This is a genomic window from Sutcliffiella horikoshii (assembly GCF_044809035.1).
In the GTDB taxonomy this organism is placed as follows: domain Bacteria; phylum Bacillota; class Bacilli; order Bacillales; family Bacillaceae_I; genus Sutcliffiella_A; species Sutcliffiella_A horikoshii_G.
The window spans coordinates 475,723-492,818 of sequence record NZ_CP085237.1 but is presented as its reverse complement, the minus strand read 5'-3'; the positions used below and the strand labels follow the sequence as shown (position 1 = coordinate 492,818).

The window sequence follows — 17,096 nt, the reverse complement described above, 5'->3', positions numbered from 1 at the left end:
AAATATTAACATCCATGTCACAATATCCTTTCAACTGTCACTTCACCTGTCTCCTCATCTCTTTTCAAAAGAAACACATCCGGATTCCTAAGTTCCTTCCACTCCTCAAATCCAAAGCTTTCTTGGTAGTTTCTCAACAACAATGACATGATATTTCCGTGTGTGACCACAACGATGTTTTCCGCGTCAGTTTCAAACGCTTCTTCTACCACGCTGACTATACGGTCCATCGCCTCCCTACTCGATTCCCCACCTTCAAATTTCAACTCCAAATCTTCATAGGTTGCTTTCAATTTTTCCATCCAGTCCTGTAAATCTACGGCACTGAGCGTGCGTTCAGCCAAGCGATCATCGACCTCTATGCTTATGTTCCTATTCTTACTAAATGGTTCAACAGATTGGATGGCGCGCAAAAAAGGGCTTGATACAATTCTGTCCACTGGTATGTTGGAAAAGAATCTGGCTAACTCTTCAGCTTGCTTGAATCCTTCTTCTGTAAGCTGTGATTCTGCTGGTTGCCCTTGGGCTTGGCAATGCCTGACGATGTATATGTTTTTTGACATGGGCTGATCTCCTTTCTTTCTCTACTAATAATTACGAATACACTTGGAAAATGTTACAACTTTCTTTGAAAAGTCACTACTTTTACATAAGAACCTTTCCGCTTTTCTCCCATAGATATGGAATTACATAAAAATCTATACTACAATATAATTGATAATGATAATCACAATCATCTTAAAAAAGGTAAAAGGAGACAATCTAATGAAAAATAAATCATCCTTAGCTCAAACCATTCGTGAGCGACGTTCTATAAAAGCTGGATATACCGACAAGGAAGTGACACACGAAATCGTACTAGAGCTCCTGGACGATGCAGTCTGGGCACCAAACCATGGACTGCGGGAGCCGTGGCGGTTTATTTTTGTGTCCTCAAGTGAGAAGAATGGTTTTGTGGAAAAACTGGTTAAAACATTTCCACTAGAAATGCAGGAAAATAGAAGAAATTATTTTAGTCAACCGGCTGCCTTCTTGATTGTGGTAATGGAAGAGGATCCTAGACAAAAGCAATGGGAGGAAAACTTCGGTGCTGTAAGTTGCCTTATTCAGAACTTCCAGCTGCTTGCTTGGGAGAAAAAGCTTGGCGTCGTGTGGAAGACAAACCCGCATATATACGATCCAAAAGTTCATAAAATTTTAGGCGTACAGCCTGGTGAAAAAATAGCTGGGTTCTTGCATATGGGGTACTTTGAACAGGTGCCGCCAAAACGTGAACGAAAGCCTGCGGAAAGCAAACTTACCGTGTTTAAAAATATGTAGTGCACTCGAAAAGACGCTTCCCTTCTGAACGGGAAGCGTCTTTTCACTTTGAGTATAGTTTTTTCCTGAAGTATTCAAGGTGGAAGTAAACACTTTGAGGTTTTATAGAGGGTTATGCAGGAGCCACCTTAACTTTTACTTTTACTCTTCATGATGAAAATCTCTTTTTCAAGTCTATTCACCTTATTGTCTAGGAAGTCTACCTCATTTATCCTGGACTCATTCGTTAATTCAAATTGATTTCCAATTCCGTCAAGCTTTGCTTCCATAGTATCAAAACGTGCGTCAACAGAATTGAAACGTTCATCCACGATATTAAAGCGTTCGTCTACAGCATTAAAGCGTTCGTCTACAGTATTAAACCGCTCGTCTACAGCATTAAATTGTTCGTCTACAGCATTAAATCGCTCATCTACAGTATTAAATCGCGCGTGCATTTCTGATTTCAGGTCTTTCATCTCGGACTTCATCCCTTTAACTTCCGAATCCAATCCGATCAGCAGCTCCAAAATTTGCTTTTCCATGTTATCACCTCCTCTTTTAATTATAGTGGATAAGAGGGCAACTATCACGTTTTATAAGAAAAATACATTTTCCATTTTACAGGCCACATAAGTGGGCTATGGTGCCTGTCCCCCCTACCTACGAAGGATAGGCAACGTACAACAACGGAAAGACCCACCTGATTTAATTATTTCGATAATGTCGACTTCAATTACTTCAAAGCCCCTCTTAGTTAGTTCTGCGTTTACTTTAGGATTTACGGGTAGGCTGAAGATTTTCTTCTTGCCGATGCTGAGTACGTTGGTGCCAAGGGTGAACTGTTCCTCATCCGTTACTTCGATTAGCTCAAAGCGCGACGAAAGGATGTCCAGTTCTTTTTGTGTAAATGCTTCTGGATAGTAAAGTGCTTCTTTCGGTGAGATGATGTTGAACACGCAATCCAGGTGTAAATATTTTTCTTTGAATGGCACCTTCACTACTTCATAATGCGGCAGGATGCTTTGAAGGTGTTCGATCGCATCCTCATTCGTCCGGTTACTCAGTCCAACATATACCGTTTCCCCATTGATGATGACGTCTCCGCCTTCAATCATGTCACCCATTAAATTTAAATAGGAGATTTCCTGTTGCTCCAGCATACTTTTCAGGACCTCTTCTTCGCCTTGCCTTATTTTATTGGCCATTTCCGCGACAAAAAGAATATTACCAAGCGTGAAGCCGATATCACGGGTGAATACTTGTTCTGGGAACGTCTTAATAGCAGGTAGCAGAATAACCTCCACTCCATGCTCCTCCAATGTTTCCACGAACTTTTTATGCTGTGCCATCGCAATCTCGATGTGAATGCCTTCATTTTTAAACTTTTTCTGCGTTTCATTGATGACTTCCCGTATTGTCATATACTCCGGTTTACAGAGAATCACTTTTTTTAGCACATCAAACTCACTGCTGGCGAGCGGCCTCATCGGACTTTTAGAAAATAAAGACATAACAAATCCCCCTATATTAAAATAATGTTTTTATTGTTACCTAGGGAAAGGATTTTTAATTGGCCAAGGGAAACGTTTTTAAATTCCGTGTAAGTTGCATAGACTAATTTTCACAAATTGTTTGTAAGGAGAAGTGGACATGGACCAGTTAAAAAAAGTTTTAGAAGAAGCTGACAAGGCCGTTTATGCGACACAATTGGAAAGCAACTCTGATAATATCGGATATTCACAACAGGCCATTGAAAAAGTGGAACAAGCGTTGAAAGATGCACCGGAAAACTCTTCTCCTACGTCTGAAGAGCAACATGCAAAAGATATGCTAAGGCGCTTGAAAGAGACGCAAGCCGCTGTGAATGCCATACGGAACGATTGATTAGAGCTCGAGTTTCCAGGCTCTTTTTAATGTGAAAAATTGTGGTACAACCCCTCCTCATTGAATAGAAATGTAAGGAGATGATGGGGAGGGCTACAAAATGAATTCTATATTTACTTACATATTCTTAGGGATATCACTGGCAGCACCTATTGGACCGGTCAATGCTGCACAGTTGGATAAAGGATTGCGACTTGGTTTTGGACATGCTTGGATATTTGGGGTAGGGGCACTCGTCGCTGATATATGCTATATGCTGCTTGTTTATATGGGGATGATTCATTTTATTGAACAGCCAATGATGCAGGCATTTTTATGGCTTTTCGGCTTTTTTGTGCTTACGTATACAGGAATCGAAAGTTTGATAAAAAGTGGGAAGTCGACTTTTGTGGATGGACCAAGAGGAAAAACATCATTGCTTCGATCCTGGACTTCTGGCTTCCTCCTTTCGATTTCTAACCCGCTTACGATTCTTTTTTGGCTAGGGATATATGGGTCTGTTTTAGCAAAAACCGCTTCTTCTTTTTCCAGCAGTCAATTGGCTATTTATAGTGCGGCCATCATCTGCGGTATTTTACTGTGGGATGTGTTCATGGCCACCATTTCAAGCATCGCAAGAAATCTATTAACGACCAATTTCCTTGTGGTCATTTCGATTTTTTCGTCCTTATCAATGATTGGTTTTGGCATTTATTTTGGTGTGGAGGCATTTAAATTGTTGTTTTTGTAAAAGTTAGGAATAAGAACGGCACGCCTTTTCCCGCCTTCACTTGAACAAACTTCCAGAATAACCTTCCCCTATTTACCTATACTAACTATGTGCGTGACAAAACGGATGAAGAAACATAAAGTGAGGGGTTAACTTGGCGAAAAAAGAGGAAAACGTATCCACTGATGATGCAGTGTTGCAAATGCTACTTGATTTAACAGATAAAGACGGCGTGGAGATAGGGATTACATTAAACATGAATGGAACTGTGGTGGCCGGAACACTTGTTGGCCCGCATACTTATTATGAAGGAATCATCGCTTCTTCTGATAATGTAGAAAATACTACCCTCAAGCACGTTCTACATAAGAAATTCACTGACCTAAAAGAGGCCTATATCAGTGAACGGCAAGAGGAAGAGGAGAAGAAAAAGCAGGATATGATTGCTACTTTTATTCATTTAAAAGACGCTATGTATAACGCTGCAAACACACCATCTCCTATCAAGAGTCATGCCTGGTGGCGCGGAAGAATCGATTCCATTGATGGGTTTTCATTTAAGCTATAAGTAAACGAAGCAACCCATTTTATACATCATAGAAAAGACTTTGGAGGGTTAGAGGTGACAAACAAGAAAATCGGACAAGTCAGTGCTTGGTGCATAATAAGCATGGCTTCCATCCCTCTTATTATGACACTGGGCAATTCCATGCTTATACCTGTATTGCCAATGCTCGAAAAAGAATTGGACATCTCCTCCTTCCAATCCAGTATGATCATCACGTCTTATTCTGTTGCTTCCATTTTTTTGATACCTATTGCAGGTTACTTATCTGACCGGTTTGGCAGGAAAATGATTATATTGCCTAGTTTAATACTGGCACTTATCGGAGGGTTGATTTCTGGATTCGCGTCTTGGAAAATAGATGATCCTTACTTATGGATTATCATCGGACGCATCATTCAAGGAGTTGGAGCAGCAGGTGCGACCCCTATCATTCTCCCGCTTGTTGGAGACTTGTATCAGGATGACGATGAGAAAACCAGTTCTTGTTTGGGAATCATTGAGACGTCGAATACATTCGGGAAGGTTCTAAGCCCTATTTTAGGCTCCCTTTTGGCAGCTGTCCTATGGTACCTTCCATTCTTTTCTATATCCTTTTTCAGTCTGATTTCCATTCTGCTCGTTCTTTTTTTCATCAAAGTACCTAAGAAAAAAGACAAGCCACTTGCACTCCATCTTTTTATCCAAAATACAAAAAAGATTTTTCAAAAAGAAGGAAAATGGATTTATACCACCTTCGTCATCGGCATTTACGCGATGCTGATCCTATTTGGCCTATTATTTTATCTATCAGACATACTCGAGAAAACACATGACCTGCACGGTGTAAAAAAAGGGTTATACTTAGCCGTTCCATTATTTACCCTATGTGTCTCTTCCTATATCACGGGAAAAGTAATCAAAGGAAATATAGAATTGATGAGAAAGATCCTGATGATTTCGCTTGCTGTTATCGCCGTAACCATCATCTTTGTTGGATATCTGAATGAAAAACTATTCTTATTGCTTGTGATATCTAGTTTTATCGGTATTAGTATTGGGGCGATGCTGCCCACATTAGATGCTTTGATTACGGAAAATGTTGAAAAGGAAGAGAAAGGGACGATTTCATCCTTTTATAGCTCTTCTCGTTTCATAGGAGTCGCTGCCGGTCCACCAATCATGTCAGTCGTCATGAAAGAAAATCTGCTACTAAGCCTTTATATTTCTGGTGCTCTGGCCATCGTCATCGGAGTCCTAGTGTTTATTTTTATCCAAAATGTAAAACCGAAGAAAAGCACGCTATGGTAGCTGGTTAAAAGGAGAGTCCCATGTCAAAAGCCACTTGCAATTCAAAACCAACATCAGGAGATTTAGCATGGTGGCAGCTGTCACTAATAGGAATCGGATGCACAATTGGCATTGGCTTTTTCCTTGGTTCCTCTTTAGGAATCCAACTTGCAGGGGCCTCCATTATCCTATCCTTTTTGATTGGCGCCGCCGGGACCTATATCGTCTACAGCAGATTAGCTAAAATGACCATTCAAGATCCACAGGAAGGCTCTTTTTGCTACTACGCAGGCAAGGCTTTTGGCAAATGGGCGGGATTCAGCTGCGGCTGGAATTACTGGTGCTCCAATATACTGATAATGGGTAGTCAGCTGACTGCCCTAGGCTTGTTGTCCCAATTTTGGTTTCCAGATATACCGCTTTGGATTTTCTCTGCCGGTTACGCATTGTTGTCCCTTTTCGTTGTCATGCTTGGGACAAAAGGGTTCGATAAAATGGAAGACCTGTTTGCCATCATCAAGTTGGCGGCGATTGTGATGTTCATTGTTATTGCTCTTGGGATTTATTTTGGCTGGATAAAAGGGGATGGCGGAGGTTCCGCGGCAAGTCCCGGCAACCTTCCGAACACCATCAAAGAATGGATGCCGTTGGGAATAAAAGGATTATGGTCTTCGCTTATTTATGCCTTCTACGCATACGGAGGCATTGAAGTCATCGGGCTGATGGCCATCCAGCTGAAAAAGAAGGAAGATACACTGAAGGCCGGAACAATCATGATGTTTTTATTAATGATACTCTATGTAGGCTCACTCGGGCTTGCCGTTAGCCTGGCTTCCTTTGAAGCATTCAACGAAAAGGAAAGTCCCTTTGTGACTGCCCTGACCAATTACGACCTTTCCTTTTTCCCACACGTATTCAACGGGGCCATTATCATTGCCGGCTTCTCTACTATGACCGCAGCACTGTTCGGCGTAACGACCCTCTTGGTCACCTTGGCAAAGGACGGGGATGCACCAAAACTATTTCAGAAAAAATTGGAATTTCGGGAGTTACCGCTCCCCTCCCTCTTACTTGGAGTGGGGGGATTAGCAGCATCGGTCGTTTGTGCATTTGTGTTGCCTGGAAAGGTGTTTGAATACATCACCACAGCTGCTGGGTTGCTATTGTTGTATAACTGGATTTTCATCTTGCTCTCTTCTTGTAAGTTAGAGAAGAAAGGGAAAGTAGTTTCCGTAGTGGGGCTGCTGCTGTTGCTATTAGCCATAAGCGGAACCCTCGCGGAAAAGACCGTCCGAAACGGCTTCTTCATCAGCATTTTGTTTGTTGCGTTGATTGGAATTGTTACCTTGATCATGCATAGGAAATGGAAAAAGGGTGGGGGGAAGAAGTTGAAGTATAGTTGAGTGGGTTGGTTGTGGGGACAGGCACGGTGACCCACTGGTGTCGGAGGGTCAGGCAGACCCACTTTTGTCTGGAGTGGCGAGCCCGGTGTGGGCTGTCGAACAGCTGGTCGCTCGTTAAAGACCTGTAGCTTCGAGTTTTTTCGGTGTAGAAGTCTTTATAAGCGTTATAAAGACTTTTCTTCCCTACTTTTCTTGTCCCAAAGGTCTTTATAGCCCTTCTCATGACCCCTCCGGTCGATTTTTCACGTCACAGAAGTCTTTATCGCCCTTATTATGACTTCAGTGTCTAACTTTTTAAGTAGCGGAGGTCTTAAAACCCACAGTACCCCAGATTATATTCGTTTGTTAATCTCCTTAGCTCCAAAATCTTCCTCCAACCTCAACGCCTTCTCCCCTGCATACCTTCCTACCTTCACCATCGCAATTCCCACAGCCGACACTACCCCAATAAAGACGGCTTGAAGCCACGCGACATGCGTTAATCCAAATAAATTTGCATAAAAAAATCCAATTAGCATGCACAAAAGTATGGTTATGATGACAGGTAATTTCTTGGCAAAAAAACTGATTAGAATGCTTAGCAACATGACAGCCGATCCCACAATAATGAAATGTACACTTAAAATCAGCAAGAACTCCATTTTCTTCCCCCACTCTTAGAAAATTTCGTTATTCTGGAACAGTGCTTAGCGATAAATAATCAGTCTGAGAAATGACATCCACTTCCTGCCCATCTTTGTGATAAACAGTCAGGGTTCCCATCACCTCTTTGACCTCCCAACCCCATAACCAGATGATGGCTTGATATCTTAGTGGTAAGCCATTTTCTTCTGAAGCCGGCCTCCAATCATATTCTTCGAGGTTCTCACTACTTGAGGTTAATTCCGCGTACCTTGGTACAGGAAATCCTTTGAATGTTTTTGATTCTTCAAAAGAAAAATATATGGCGAAAAGAACTGCTATGCCTCCCACACAAGCAACTATGCCTAATAATTTGTCTTTACTATTTTTCATCTATACTGGTCACCCACTCGTCATTATTTTATTAGCCTGCTTCTCCTAAATTATCGTTGCTAGGACCTTCTCCAACACCCTCACTGATTTCTCATAGAGTTGTTGATTTATTTTTTTAGCTAACCCTATCCAAACTAATAAAAACAATAAAACAACCACAACGGTGAGTCCTCCCATTGCAAAATATTTATGAAGGCCCTCCCTTATGGGAAGGAACAACACAATGGTTGAGAGGATAGAAATGAATATACTGTTTACTAAAGTTCTCAACTCAACAAAGAAGTTTTTCTTATCAAGATATTGGAGACCTGCTTTTAAAAGCTTGTAATATATATATAAAATAAAAACCGAAAGTATCATATTAATAAATTCCATGGTTAGACCCTCACAATGTTAATAACTAGCACCTCATTCATATGTATAATAATTCTATTCTCGGTAACTTAAATCCTTTTTTGTAAAATAACACTATAAAACCAGGAGAACCGCTCTCCTGCTCACCATTAGCAACCATGCTTCAAGTGAAGTGGCACTAGTTGGGATTGCAGGACGCGGTTCTCGATTGGGTCGGTAAGTTCGATTCTATTTCCATAGGTGTTGGTTACGAGGTTCTCATTTCCAGAGTGCTGAATGATGCGGTCTTCATAGAACACGACGTCTTCCGGTTCTAAAAATATGTACATGACTGCAAGGTTCTCTGGGGCAATTTTATAGGGAAACCGGACAACTTCCCGGTCACCTATCAATACTGGTAATTTCACCGGATTAACATAGCTGCTCCAGTCCCACACTTCCACCGTTACGCGTTGGGTAATCTTTGGATCCAGATTGGCAAGGTTGATAACTGCAGAATACGTTTCTGGTTCTCTTCTCTGGACTCCGGTGGTCAGGACTCTACTAAAATCCCGATGATCCCTTGAGGATTTTTGATAATAATAGTGACTCATTAAAACTCTCCTCTCTATCGTTATAGAATAATATATGATAGAGAAGGGAGAGTTTCTTGGACAAATTGAGTAGATAATAACTTATTTTACTCGTAGTTCTTCCCGAAGCGCTTCTGCTTGAAACAACGCAACATTATCTTCTTGGATATCCCCGGGTTGGTTTCCTTTTCCAATAATATAACCCTTAAATTCCATTCCCATAAACTCAAAAATGTATTTGAATTGCTCAATCATTGGCAATCCTTTCATAGATGGAGAATCCCCTCCGACTGCAATAACGTATGCGGCTTTGGTAGACATTCTCTCTTTAAAATCTGGAAAATTAGCGTCACGCATCGAATGGGACCAGCGATCAATGAAATTTTTCATCGTCCCGGACATGCTGTACCAATAGATTGGAGTCGCAAAAATCAACGTATCATGCTGCAGGATACGCTCGATTATGGTGTTATAATCATCGTTTCGATTTTGAAAGCCCTCGACATCGTGGCGCATATCGATAATCGGCAGGATGTTGTGGTTGTTCAAATATATCTCTTCTACTTCCATACCCTGGATGGCGTGCTTTGTTAAAGTTTCTGTATTTCCTTGCTTACGACTTCCCCCGTAAATAACAACTATGGACATACTAAATCTCTTCCTTTCTCTTCTGATGAGTACATTTTATACTAAAGATGAGGATGCGGCATAGGAAAGAGGAGTATTTTGAGTTGAAAATCTCTTGTGCTAGTTAATAAATGATGATTTTAGTGAGGTGGGTGCAAAAATATTGCTCAAATACTAGGGAGTTTGGAGAGAATCTGCAAAAATGCCCATTAAAGCACACACGCACCATCCTCCCCCCGATTTTATAAGCCAAGTTTTCATTTTATAAGCCAACTTTTAAATTTATAAGCCACTTTTTCATTTTATAAGCCACTTTGGGCCAGATAAATGCCAATCGACAAATAACGACACTAACTCAGCACGTAAAACCCTATATTACTTTAGGAATCAAACCTTCTCCCAAACCGCATTCGTATAAGCAATCCGCAATCCCGCTCGCTCCATATTCTTCTGGCTCACACTGCCAAAAGCCGCTTGTCCAACCAAATAACGGCATCCTGCCTCCTCTGCTCGTTGCATACGTCTTTGGATCAACGCTGTTTGAACGCCTTTGTTCCTAAACTCAGGCAACGTTGCCGAAGCAGCCAATGTTGCTACATCATTTTCGTTAAATAAAACTCCGATTCCGGCTGGTTCTCCGTCAACACGAGCGAGATAGAAATTCCATTTATCACTCTCGGCAAGTACCCTGTTATTGGTGGTTACATAGTCCTTGAATGCAACTGGCATACCAAAGCCTTTCGTGTATAACTCTCCGAAAATACCGAAATCCTCAAGACTGATCTTTTCTACTAAGATGGTGTCCTCCGTCACAGTCCACGCCATTTCTTTTGTAGAGAGAGTCCGATAAAGTGCGGTATGAAAGCCACTTTGAAAAAAGCCCATACCACTCAACTTCCGCAAAAGATCAGTGGTGGCATTACCTGGTGTCACCTCAAACCTAGCAGGAATGCCTCTACTTGAATAGAAGTCTACTATTTCTTCTAAGTCCCCTATATTTTCTCCACTGATTCCTTTTGCCGTATTGAAAGAAGGACCTGGGATGTTTTTAACAGAGAAGGCAACAGCATTTCCAAACCGTTTCAGCTCCACGCCACGTTCATTATCATTTAAGCTGGCAATCCTCTTCAACCTATCTTCCAAAGCATCAATTTCTGACTGTTCCACAACCTCCAATTGATTTCTCGTTAAGACTGACATGTATTTACCTCCGGCGCAATCAGATCTGTATCAGGTGGGATATAACCTAGCTGGCGGCCAATTTTGACCATTTGTCCTTTATGGTTAAATTCATGGGTGATTGTGTGGGTAAAAAGCCAAAGTGCACTAAAGTCTAGGGTTTCACCGCTACTTTTAAGAGTATATGGAATTATATGATCCCAGTTCCCCTCATATTTCCGCAAAAACCCCTCCACAATCTCGTCTGTCTTGTGGAAAAGCTCTCTCATATCTTGTACGGTTTTGATGTCTTGCGGGTCTGTTTTGGCGATTGTTTTTCCAAGACCGTGTGTACCTAGCCAAAAATGATAACAGGTCGCAATATGTACGTGAAGATTTCGGATTGAATCTCCACCGAAGGCTTCCATTTCTTTGACATAGTCGGCATGAGACATCCCTTCACAATATGTAAATAATGGTTCCCTTGTGCGTCTAATCCAATCATACTGGCTTTGAAATAACTCCATGTTCCCATCTCCCTACTATTTAATAAAGGAATATTCCGTCTATTTTAATAGTATCATATAGGTGAGTAGATGGTAATAATTTCTACGCAAATACCATTAATGAATAATGGAGTTGGCTACTTCTATAAGCGATTCTTCTTTTACATATGGCATTGAAAGTGCACGAATATATTCAATCATGTAATGACTTCCTTCATATTCAAAAGCAAGCTTTGAAACACAAGCATGATCTTTTCCTTCCATATATGTTCCACTTATCCCGCCATTAAGTGATAGTTGTTTCGAAATAATGAAAGGAAAATCTTCATGCTCTTCTTCAGCTATCCAGACTACTAAAACGTCCATATTACTAGAATCCACATATTCCAGCTGTAATTTCCCTTTGTAATAGCCCCTGTCGATATATCTTCCAAAAGAATGTGTTGGCTTGAAGGGAATAGATTCTGGAGGCGTCGCGTGCAATTTGGACTGCTTTTCATATTGAAATGTAGCTTTTTCAACTGTGGTGAAGCCTGAACTTTTATAATTGGAGGCAATAGAATCGCTTTCCGTATTTAGGGGCTGAAGTGGCATCATTAATAGCAGGCCGACTAATAGTTTTAACATCTATGTGGCTCCATTCTATGTCGTTTTCTTGATAGTTTATCTTTGATTGTGGCCTGGTATTCGTCTTCTATAATGTGATTTTTCAAAAACAAAAAAGGCAAGCATAGAGCTTATCTCTATACTTGCCTTAGGCTACATTCTTTAATATTCCACAATAACGGGTCACCGTGCCTGTCCCCTCAACCCACAAAAACGTCTTTCTTGATATTACGTTTGGCTATATTCTTACTCTTCAAGTGCTCGACTACCATGTTTACTGCACCCTTTGACCCTGCAACAAAGTATTGACCGTTTTCTTTATGTTTTTCCGCGAATGCACTTATTTCGTGCAACAACTGTTCTTTTGTCGTGATAAAGTCGACATCAACATTCTTGAAATCTTCTTTATAGATGTGTACATTTTCGTTATTGAAATAGAGGAGCTTGACCTGATTCTGTCTATTTTCTTCCTCTATTTGCTTAATCATTGCACGAAACGGGGTAATGCCGATGTCTGCTGCGATGAACAGTGCAGCGCTGTCTTCTTTGACATAAAAGGAGCCTACCGGGCCACTCATGCTGATTTTCATCCCTGGTTCTAAATCCAGTAACGCTTGCTTGAATTCACTTGGGTTATCACCAATTTTTGTAGTGATCCTTACCACGCCCTCATTTGGAGTGGAAGATACCGTGAAAGGCTTTGTTCCATTTTTAATTTTCTTGTGTGTAATCGTAAATAACCCATGCTGGCCCGGTTTCCACGTGAGGTCTTGATCCTTTTTAAATAGAAAAGAATAGATCTTTTCTGATTCTTTTACTCTTTCCAAAAAAACAAGTTCACTTTTCTTAAAAATAGAAAGTGCATCTTTAAAACCCATACTAGTTCCCCCTTAAACTTCTCTTAGAATTTCTGACAATCCTTCTACCATCATGGCCCAACCATACTTGGCTCCAAAGTAAGCTTGGTTCTCTTCTTCAAATCCTGTATGCTCCAAGTGGAGGTGAGTTGTTCCGCCTTCTTCTTTTAAGGTCCAGGTTACGATCGTGTCGATGGGACCTCCAACCCATGTGTAAGATAATTTATGGGGCTTGTCCACAACTAAAACCTCACTATTTACAACCAATCCAATCTCTTCATTTTGAAACTGGCATTTGTAGCCTACGATGGGTCTGAAATTGTTTTCCATCACCCATTGTGCAAGTGTTTCTGAATGGGTTAAAGCGTTCCAAACCTTGTCGATGGGACTTTTAAATTGATAATCTAATGATAAATTGGCCATTTTTTATTCCTCCAATAACTTCTTTAGTTTCATCGCACTTTCATTCCAGAATTGCTCATAAAACGCCAGCCAATCTTGAACTTCTTTTAAAGGCGCTGGGTTAAGCCTGTACCTTGTTTCTCTCCCTATTTTACGATTTGTCACTAAGTCTGCTGCTTTCAGGACAGATAAATGTTTGGATACGGCAGTACGTCCCATGTCAAAATGTGGGGTGAGTTCGTAGAGTGGTAGTTCCTCTGACTCAGCTAACAATCGGATAATCTTTCGTCTTGTTGGATCTGCAATAGCCACATACACATCTCTTTCTTGAAGGGCTAGATTCAATATTCTTCCTCCTTTCAATAAATACGACACCGATTAGTGTCTTGATTATATGACACTAATCAGTGTCCAGTCAACTGGATATTTTGTGTAGGAGAACAAGGCTGGATCCTTAAACAAATAAGCGATAAGACAAATACCCAATTCCACCTATCAAAAATAGGATGACAGCAGAACCGGTTACCATTCTTGTTTTATCCAAAATGCCGTCTTCATTGAAGAAAAAACCCTTAATATTGCGAGATAAATCTATAAATAACGTTGCTATGTCCACCTGAAATCTCCTCCTCATTAAAAATAATTCCTATATATGTAAATATCAACAGAATTAATAAACTATTATGCTTTTCTTTGTACATTTATTTTGCATGACCTAAAGTTTGTGCCAAAACAGGGTGAGTTGATGCCAAAACGCTTCGAGTTAGTGCGGAAAACTGCCAAGTTCGTGCCAAAATGCTCTAAGTTGATGCCAAAACCCTTTTGAGACAGGCACGGCGACACATTGTTTAAAACTCACTAATTAGGGGAAATTAAAAGCACTTTGACTATTACATATTTAGGAGGTAGTGCCTTTGAAGAAGTTATTTGGTGTGTTGCAGAAGGTCGGGAAGGCCTTAATGCTTCCGGTGGCGCTCCTACCGGCGGCGGGGATTTTGCTTGCGCTTGGGGCTGCATTGAAAGAGGAAAATTTACTGGAGTTGATGCCGTTCCTTGGAGCAGATTGGATCCAGTTAGTGGCGAGCGTCATGGATGCTGCCGGTGGAATTGTATTTAGTAACCTTCCTGTTCTTTTTGCCGTTGGGGTTGCAGTTGGACTTGCTGGTGGTGAGGGGGTTGCAGCACTTGCCGCGATCATCGGTTACCTCATCATGAATGCGACCATGGGTGTTGTGCTTGGCGTGGATGACGCAATGCTTGATGACCCGGCATACGCGAATGTACTCGGCATCAACACGCTTCAGAGTGGGGTGTTCGGCGGGGTAATCGTCGGTATCCTCGGGGCATTCATGTACAACAAGTACTACAATATCGAGCTTCCATCCTACCTTGGATTCTTCGCAGGGAAGCGATTCGTCCCGATTGCTACAGCTGCCTCTGCAGTGGTGCTTGGAATCCTGATGTCCTTTGTATGGCCGCCGATTCAAGGTGGATTGAACACACTTTCAGAAAGCATGATTAACACCAACTTAACATTGTCTGCCTTTATTTTTGGTGTGATTGAACGTGCTTTGATTCCGTTTGGACTACACCATATTTTCTACTCGCCTTTCTGGTTTGAGTTCGGCTCCTATACGAACGAAGCTGGAAACATTGTCCGCGGGGACCAAGCGATATTCTTTGCCCAGCTTCGTGATGGGGTCGAGCCTACTGCCGGTACATTCATGACAGGGAAATTCCCGTTTATGATGTTTGGACTTCCTGCTGCGGCGCTCGCGATTTACCACACGGCGCGTCCTGAAAAGAAGAAAGTGGTTGGGGGAATCATGGCATCTGCTGCTCTTACCTCTTTTTTAACTGGGATTACAGAACCAATTGAGTTCTCGTTCCTGTTTGTCGCACCAGTGTTATTTGCGATTCACACTGTGTTTGCCGGACTTTCGTTCATGGTGATGCATATTTTAGATGTAAAAATAGGGATGACCTTCTCAGGCGGGGTCATTGACTACCTGTTGTTTGGGGTTGTGCCTAACCGAACTGCCTGGTGGCTGGTGATACCGGTCGGGCTTGTGTTCTCGGTCATTTACTATTTCGGTTTCCGCTTCGCTATCACAAAATTCAACCTTGCAACTCCTGGTCGTGAGGATGTGGACGAGGATGAAGACGGAGCCTCTCCGACAACTGCCGGTGACCTCCCACATGATGTATTGGAGGCAATGGGTGGAAAGCAAAACATCTCCCATTTGGATGCTTGTATCACAAGGCTTCGCGTATCGGTTAACGAAATTTCCATGGTCGACAAAGCTCGCTTGAAAAGGCTTGGTGCTTCCGGCGTTCTAGAAGTCGGTAACAATATCCAAGCAATTTTTGGTCCAAAATCAGATACGCTAAAATCACAAATCAAGGACATTATGGATGGCAAAACTCCTCGTCCTGCTAAAACCGACTCCAACAAAGAAGTCGAGCAGCAAATTGAAGAGATCAATCCGGATGCAATGCAAACCAAGTCTACAGAAGGCGGATTTATCGCTCCTATCAAAGGGGAAATCAAACCGCTCGACGATGTGCCAGATCAAGTCTTCTCCGGAAAAATGATGGGTGACGGCTTTGCGATTGAGCCTTCAGAAGGACTTGTCGTCTCACCAGTTGACGGGAAAATCGTTAACCTGTTCCCAACCAAGCATGCGATTGGGATTGAGTCCAATGAAGGACATGAAATTCTTATCCACGTAGGGATTGATACCGTTAATCTAAAGGGTGAAGGATTTGAAGCACTGGTTGCCCAGGGTGATTCTGTAACCAAGGGGCAAGAACTCCTTAAGTTCGATATGGACTTCATCGGGAAGAATGCGCCATCTATGATGACACCGATTGTGTTCACAAACTTGAAGGATGATGAGAAAGTGAAGCTGAATAAGCAAGGTCAAGTAGCATTGAAGGAAGAAGGAATTGTCGAAATTTCAAAAGGTTAAATTAAAGGAATGCTCGGGATTGCAACCATCGCAACCGAGCATTCTTTTTTTATTTTACAGATGGCGGTGTATTATGCAACGCTGGAGGAGCAGGATTCAGGATTGGTTTTCCTCCCCATGCACCTGGCATACTTAAGTATTGGAAATTTGCTAAACCGTCTGGCGCAGGGCCACTTGCCCAGTTTCCTTTGCTGCTCTCTTCCCCTTCCGATAAAGCAATGAACGTATGTGAGACTTCCGACTTTTCCTTTGTCGTCGGAAAGGTACTTGGAACGATTACTCCTTCTTGTGCTTCTAGCTCTTGAATCGCTGCCAACCACTGATTTTGGTGCATTCTATCCCTGGCAATCAGGAACGATAACATGTCTCTTACTCCTCGGTCCGTTGTCTGTTCATATAATCTGACTGCCTGCAGACGCCCTTGTGTTTCGGCGTTCAGGTTTGCCCTGAAGTCGGCGAGAAGATTTCCACTTGCGATGACATATCCCCCGTTCCACGGTACACCAACACTATTGACAGGCAACGCCCCGAGTCCGGATACAATGGCATATTGCGGGTTCATCCCACCCATAATCGCTGCCATTACAGGGTTTTGCGCTGCTTCTTCCTGAGCTTTTACGGGTGCATTATCAAGCAGTCTTGCAATCATTGTGGCAAGCATCTCAATATGTGCAAGCTCCTCTGTCCCAGTATCCATCAATAAATCCCGGTACTTATCATGCCTCCTTGCTCCCCAGCCTTGAAACAGATATTGAACAGCAACCGAAATCTCCCCAAACTGTCCTCCCAATATTTCTTGCAGCCTTGTAGCGAATATGGGATCAGGCTTATCCGGTTTTGCCTCATACTGTAATTCCTTCATATGAAAAAACAAAACATCTCCACCCTTCTATAAT

Annotated in this window: 23 protein-coding genes; 7 read left to right on the top strand and 16 right to left on the bottom strand. The window is 42.0% G+C overall.

Annotated features, from left to right (window positions below):
- Nucleotides 1-17: 17 nt before the first annotated feature.
- On the bottom strand, nt 18-563 hold the full coding sequence (locus tag LG307_RS02670; protein ID WP_404447747.1) for a histidine phosphatase family protein: 546 nt from the start codon (nt 561-563) through the stop codon (nt 18-20).
- Nucleotides 564-765: 202 nt separating this feature from the next.
- On the opposite strand from LG307_RS02670, the gene LG307_RS02665 reads away from it, so the two are divergent.
- Nucleotides 766-1,320, top strand: coding sequence for a nitroreductase (locus LG307_RS02665; protein ID WP_404447744.1), 555 nt, complete (start codon nt 766-768; stop codon nt 1,318-1,320).
- A gap of 128 nt (nt 1,321-1,448) precedes the next feature.
- Here LG307_RS02665 and LG307_RS02660 read toward each other — a convergent pair whose 3' ends face one another.
- Entirely contained in the window at nt 1,449-1,844 is a 396-nt protein-coding gene (locus LG307_RS02660) for a hypothetical protein (RefSeq protein WP_404447742.1), read from the bottom strand.
- Between the two features lie 114 nt (nt 1,845-1,958).
- A complete protein-coding gene (locus tag LG307_RS02655) occupies nt 1,959-2,813 on the bottom strand; it encodes a dimethylarginine dimethylaminohydrolase family protein (protein WP_404447739.1) in 855 nt (284 codons plus the stop codon).
- A gap of 139 nt (nt 2,814-2,952) precedes the next feature.
- Between LG307_RS02655 and LG307_RS02650 the strand changes: the two genes are divergently transcribed.
- The 5 genes from LG307_RS02650 to LG307_RS02630 all read left to right on the top strand — a co-directional run bounded on the left by LG307_RS02650 (nt 2,953) and on the right by LG307_RS02630 (nt 7,132).
- Nucleotides 2,953-3,186, top strand: a complete 234-nt coding sequence (locus LG307_RS02650; RefSeq protein WP_404447737.1) for a hypothetical protein — start codon at nt 2,953-2,955, stop codon at nt 3,184-3,186.
- 100 nt (nt 3,187-3,286) lie between these two features.
- Entirely contained in the window at nt 3,287-3,916 is a 630-nt protein-coding gene (locus LG307_RS02645) for a LysE family transporter (RefSeq protein ID WP_404447734.1), read from the top strand.
- 133 nt (nt 3,917-4,049) lie between these two features.
- Nucleotides 4,050-4,463, top strand: a complete 414-nt coding sequence (gene gvpU, locus LG307_RS02640; RefSeq protein ID WP_404447731.1) for a gas vesicle accessory protein GvpU — start codon at nt 4,050-4,052, stop codon at nt 4,461-4,463.
- Between the two features lie 102 nt (nt 4,464-4,565).
- On the top strand, nt 4,566-5,750 hold the full coding sequence (locus LG307_RS02635) for an MFS transporter (protein ID WP_404450360.1): 1,185 nt from the start codon (nt 4,566-4,568) through the stop codon (nt 5,748-5,750).
- Between the two features lie 20 nt (nt 5,751-5,770).
- On the top strand, nt 5,771-7,132 hold the full coding sequence (locus LG307_RS02630; protein ID WP_404447729.1) for an amino acid permease: 1,362 nt from the start codon (nt 5,771-5,773) through the stop codon (nt 7,130-7,132).
- Nucleotides 7,133-7,464: 332 nt separating this feature from the next.
- On the opposite strand, the gene LG307_RS02625 is transcribed toward LG307_RS02630, so the two are convergent.
- From LG307_RS02625 to LG307_RS02570, 12 genes are all read right to left on the bottom strand, one after another.
- Nucleotides 7,465-7,773, bottom strand: a complete 309-nt coding sequence (locus tag LG307_RS02625) for a hypothetical protein (protein ID WP_404447727.1) — start codon at nt 7,771-7,773, stop codon at nt 7,465-7,467.
- Nucleotides 7,774-7,801: 28 nt separating this feature from the next.
- Nucleotides 7,802-8,146, bottom strand: a complete 345-nt coding sequence (locus tag LG307_RS02620) for a hypothetical protein (RefSeq protein ID WP_404447726.1) — start codon at nt 8,144-8,146, stop codon at nt 7,802-7,804.
- A gap of 45 nt (nt 8,147-8,191) precedes the next feature.
- On the bottom strand, nt 8,192-8,521 hold the full coding sequence (locus tag LG307_RS02615) for a hypothetical protein (protein ID WP_404447723.1): 330 nt from the start codon (nt 8,519-8,521) through the stop codon (nt 8,192-8,194).
- A 128-nt stretch (nt 8,522-8,649) separates the two neighbouring features.
- On the bottom strand, nt 8,650-9,093 hold the full coding sequence (locus LG307_RS02610; RefSeq protein ID WP_404447720.1) for a hypothetical protein: 444 nt from the start codon (nt 9,091-9,093) through the stop codon (nt 8,650-8,652).
- A gap of 81 nt (nt 9,094-9,174) precedes the next feature.
- Entirely contained in the window at nt 9,175-9,720 is a 546-nt protein-coding gene (locus tag LG307_RS02605) for a flavodoxin family protein (protein ID WP_404447718.1), read from the bottom strand.
- A 366-nt stretch (nt 9,721-10,086) separates the two neighbouring features.
- The gene (locus LG307_RS02600) at nt 10,087-10,899 is read right to left on the bottom strand and encodes a GNAT family N-acetyltransferase (protein WP_404447715.1); all 813 of its coding nucleotides are present in this window, start codon (nt 10,897-10,899) and stop codon (nt 10,087-10,089) included.
- Nucleotides 10,887-11,384, bottom strand: coding sequence for a DinB family protein (locus LG307_RS02595; RefSeq protein ID WP_404447713.1), 498 nt, complete (start codon nt 11,382-11,384; stop codon nt 10,887-10,889). Before LG307_RS02595 ends, LG307_RS02600 begins: the two co-directional genes overlap by 13 nt.
- 96 nt (nt 11,385-11,480) lie before the next feature.
- Nucleotides 11,481-11,990, bottom strand: a complete 510-nt coding sequence (locus tag LG307_RS02590) for a hypothetical protein (RefSeq protein ID WP_404447710.1) — start codon at nt 11,988-11,990, stop codon at nt 11,481-11,483.
- A gap of 179 nt (nt 11,991-12,169) precedes the next feature.
- Nucleotides 12,170-12,847: an FAD-dependent oxidoreductase gene (locus LG307_RS02585; protein ID WP_404447707.1), complete on the bottom strand. Its 678-nt coding sequence runs from the start codon at nt 12,845-12,847 to the stop codon at nt 12,170-12,172.
- Nucleotides 12,848-12,859: 12 nt separating this feature from the next.
- Nucleotides 12,860-13,249 carry an SRPBCC domain-containing protein gene (locus tag LG307_RS02580; protein WP_404447704.1) on the bottom strand — a complete coding sequence of 130 codons (390 nt, stop codon included), beginning with the start codon at nt 13,247-13,249 and terminating at the stop codon, nt 12,860-12,862.
- 3 nt (nt 13,250-13,252) lie between these two features.
- The gene (locus tag LG307_RS02575) at nt 13,253-13,573 is read right to left on the bottom strand and encodes a helix-turn-helix transcriptional regulator (protein ID WP_010199681.1); all 321 of its coding nucleotides are present in this window, start codon (nt 13,571-13,573) and stop codon (nt 13,253-13,255) included.
- A 109-nt stretch (nt 13,574-13,682) separates the two neighbouring features.
- Complete coding sequence (locus tag LG307_RS02570; RefSeq protein WP_404447701.1) at nt 13,683-13,844, bottom strand: hypothetical protein; 162 nt, start codon at nt 13,842-13,844, stop codon at nt 13,683-13,685.
- Nucleotides 13,845-14,142: 298 nt separating this feature from the next.
- Here LG307_RS02570 and ptsG point away from each other — a divergent pair, with 298 nt between their 5' ends.
- Complete coding sequence (gene ptsG / locus LG307_RS02565; protein WP_404447698.1) at nt 14,143-16,200, top strand: glucose-specific PTS transporter subunit IIBC; 2,058 nt, start codon at nt 14,143-14,145, stop codon at nt 16,198-16,200.
- A 49-nt stretch (nt 16,201-16,249) separates the two neighbouring features.
- Here ptsG and LG307_RS02560 read toward each other — a convergent pair whose 3' ends face one another.
- A complete protein-coding gene (locus LG307_RS02560) occupies nt 16,250-17,074 on the bottom strand; it encodes a manganese catalase family protein (protein ID WP_010199675.1) in 825 nt (274 codons plus the stop codon).
- Between the last annotated feature and the right edge of the window lie 22 nt (nt 17,075-17,096).

Coding starts and splice junctions, on each gene's coding strand:
- LG307_RS02665 (WP_404447744.1), top strand. CDS start 766: ATGAAAAATAAATCATCCTTAGCTCAAACCATTCGTGAGCGACGTTCT.
- LG307_RS02625 (WP_404447727.1), bottom strand. CDS start 7,773: ATGGAGTTCTTGCTGATTTTAAGTGTACATTTCATTATTGTGGGATCG.
- LG307_RS02655 (WP_404447739.1), bottom strand. CDS start 2,813: ATGTCTTTATTTTCTAAAAGTCCGATGAGGCCGCTCGCCAGCAGTGAG.
- LG307_RS02610 (WP_404447720.1), bottom strand. CDS start 9,093: ATGAGTCACTATTATTATCAAAAATCCTCAAGGGATCATCGGGATTTT.
- LG307_RS02600 (WP_404447715.1), bottom strand. CDS start 10,899: ATGTCAGTCTTAACGAGAAATCAATTGGAGGTTGTGGAACAGTCAGAA.
- LG307_RS02620 (WP_404447726.1), bottom strand. CDS start 8,146: ATGAAAAATAGTAAAGACAAATTATTAGGCATAGTTGCTTGTGTGGGA.
- LG307_RS02630 (WP_404447729.1), top strand. CDS start 5,771: ATGTCAAAAGCCACTTGCAATTCAAAACCAACATCAGGAGATTTAGCA.
- LG307_RS02590 (WP_404447710.1), bottom strand. CDS start 11,990: ATGTTAAAACTATTAGTCGGCCTGCTATTAATGATGCCACTTCAGCCC.
- LG307_RS02670 (WP_404447747.1), bottom strand. CDS start 563: ATGTCAAAAAACATATACATCGTCAGGCATTGCCAAGCCCAAGGGCAA.
- LG307_RS02660 (WP_404447742.1), bottom strand. CDS start 1,844: ATGGAAAAGCAAATTTTGGAGCTGCTGATCGGATTGGATTCGGAAGTT.
- LG307_RS02580 (WP_404447704.1), bottom strand. CDS start 13,249: ATGGCCAATTTATCATTAGATTATCAATTTAAAAGTCCCATCGACAAG.
- LG307_RS02615 (WP_404447723.1), bottom strand. CDS start 8,521: ATGGAATTTATTAATATGATACTTTCGGTTTTTATTTTATATATATAT.
- LG307_RS02595 (WP_404447713.1), bottom strand. CDS start 11,384: ATGGAGTTATTTCAAAGCCAGTATGATTGGATTAGACGCACAAGGGAA.
- LG307_RS02605 (WP_404447718.1), bottom strand. CDS start 9,720: ATGTCCATAGTTGTTATTTACGGGGGAAGTCGTAAGCAAGGAAATACA.
- LG307_RS02645 (WP_404447734.1), top strand. CDS start 3,287: ATGAATTCTATATTTACTTACATATTCTTAGGGATATCACTGGCAGCA.
- LG307_RS02635 (WP_404450360.1), top strand. CDS start 4,566: ATGGCTTCCATCCCTCTTATTATGACACTGGGCAATTCCATGCTTATA.
- LG307_RS02585 (WP_404447707.1), bottom strand. CDS start 12,847: ATGGGTTTTAAAGATGCACTTTCTATTTTTAAGAAAAGTGAACTTGTT.
- LG307_RS02650 (WP_404447737.1), top strand. CDS start 2,953: ATGGACCAGTTAAAAAAAGTTTTAGAAGAAGCTGACAAGGCCGTTTAT.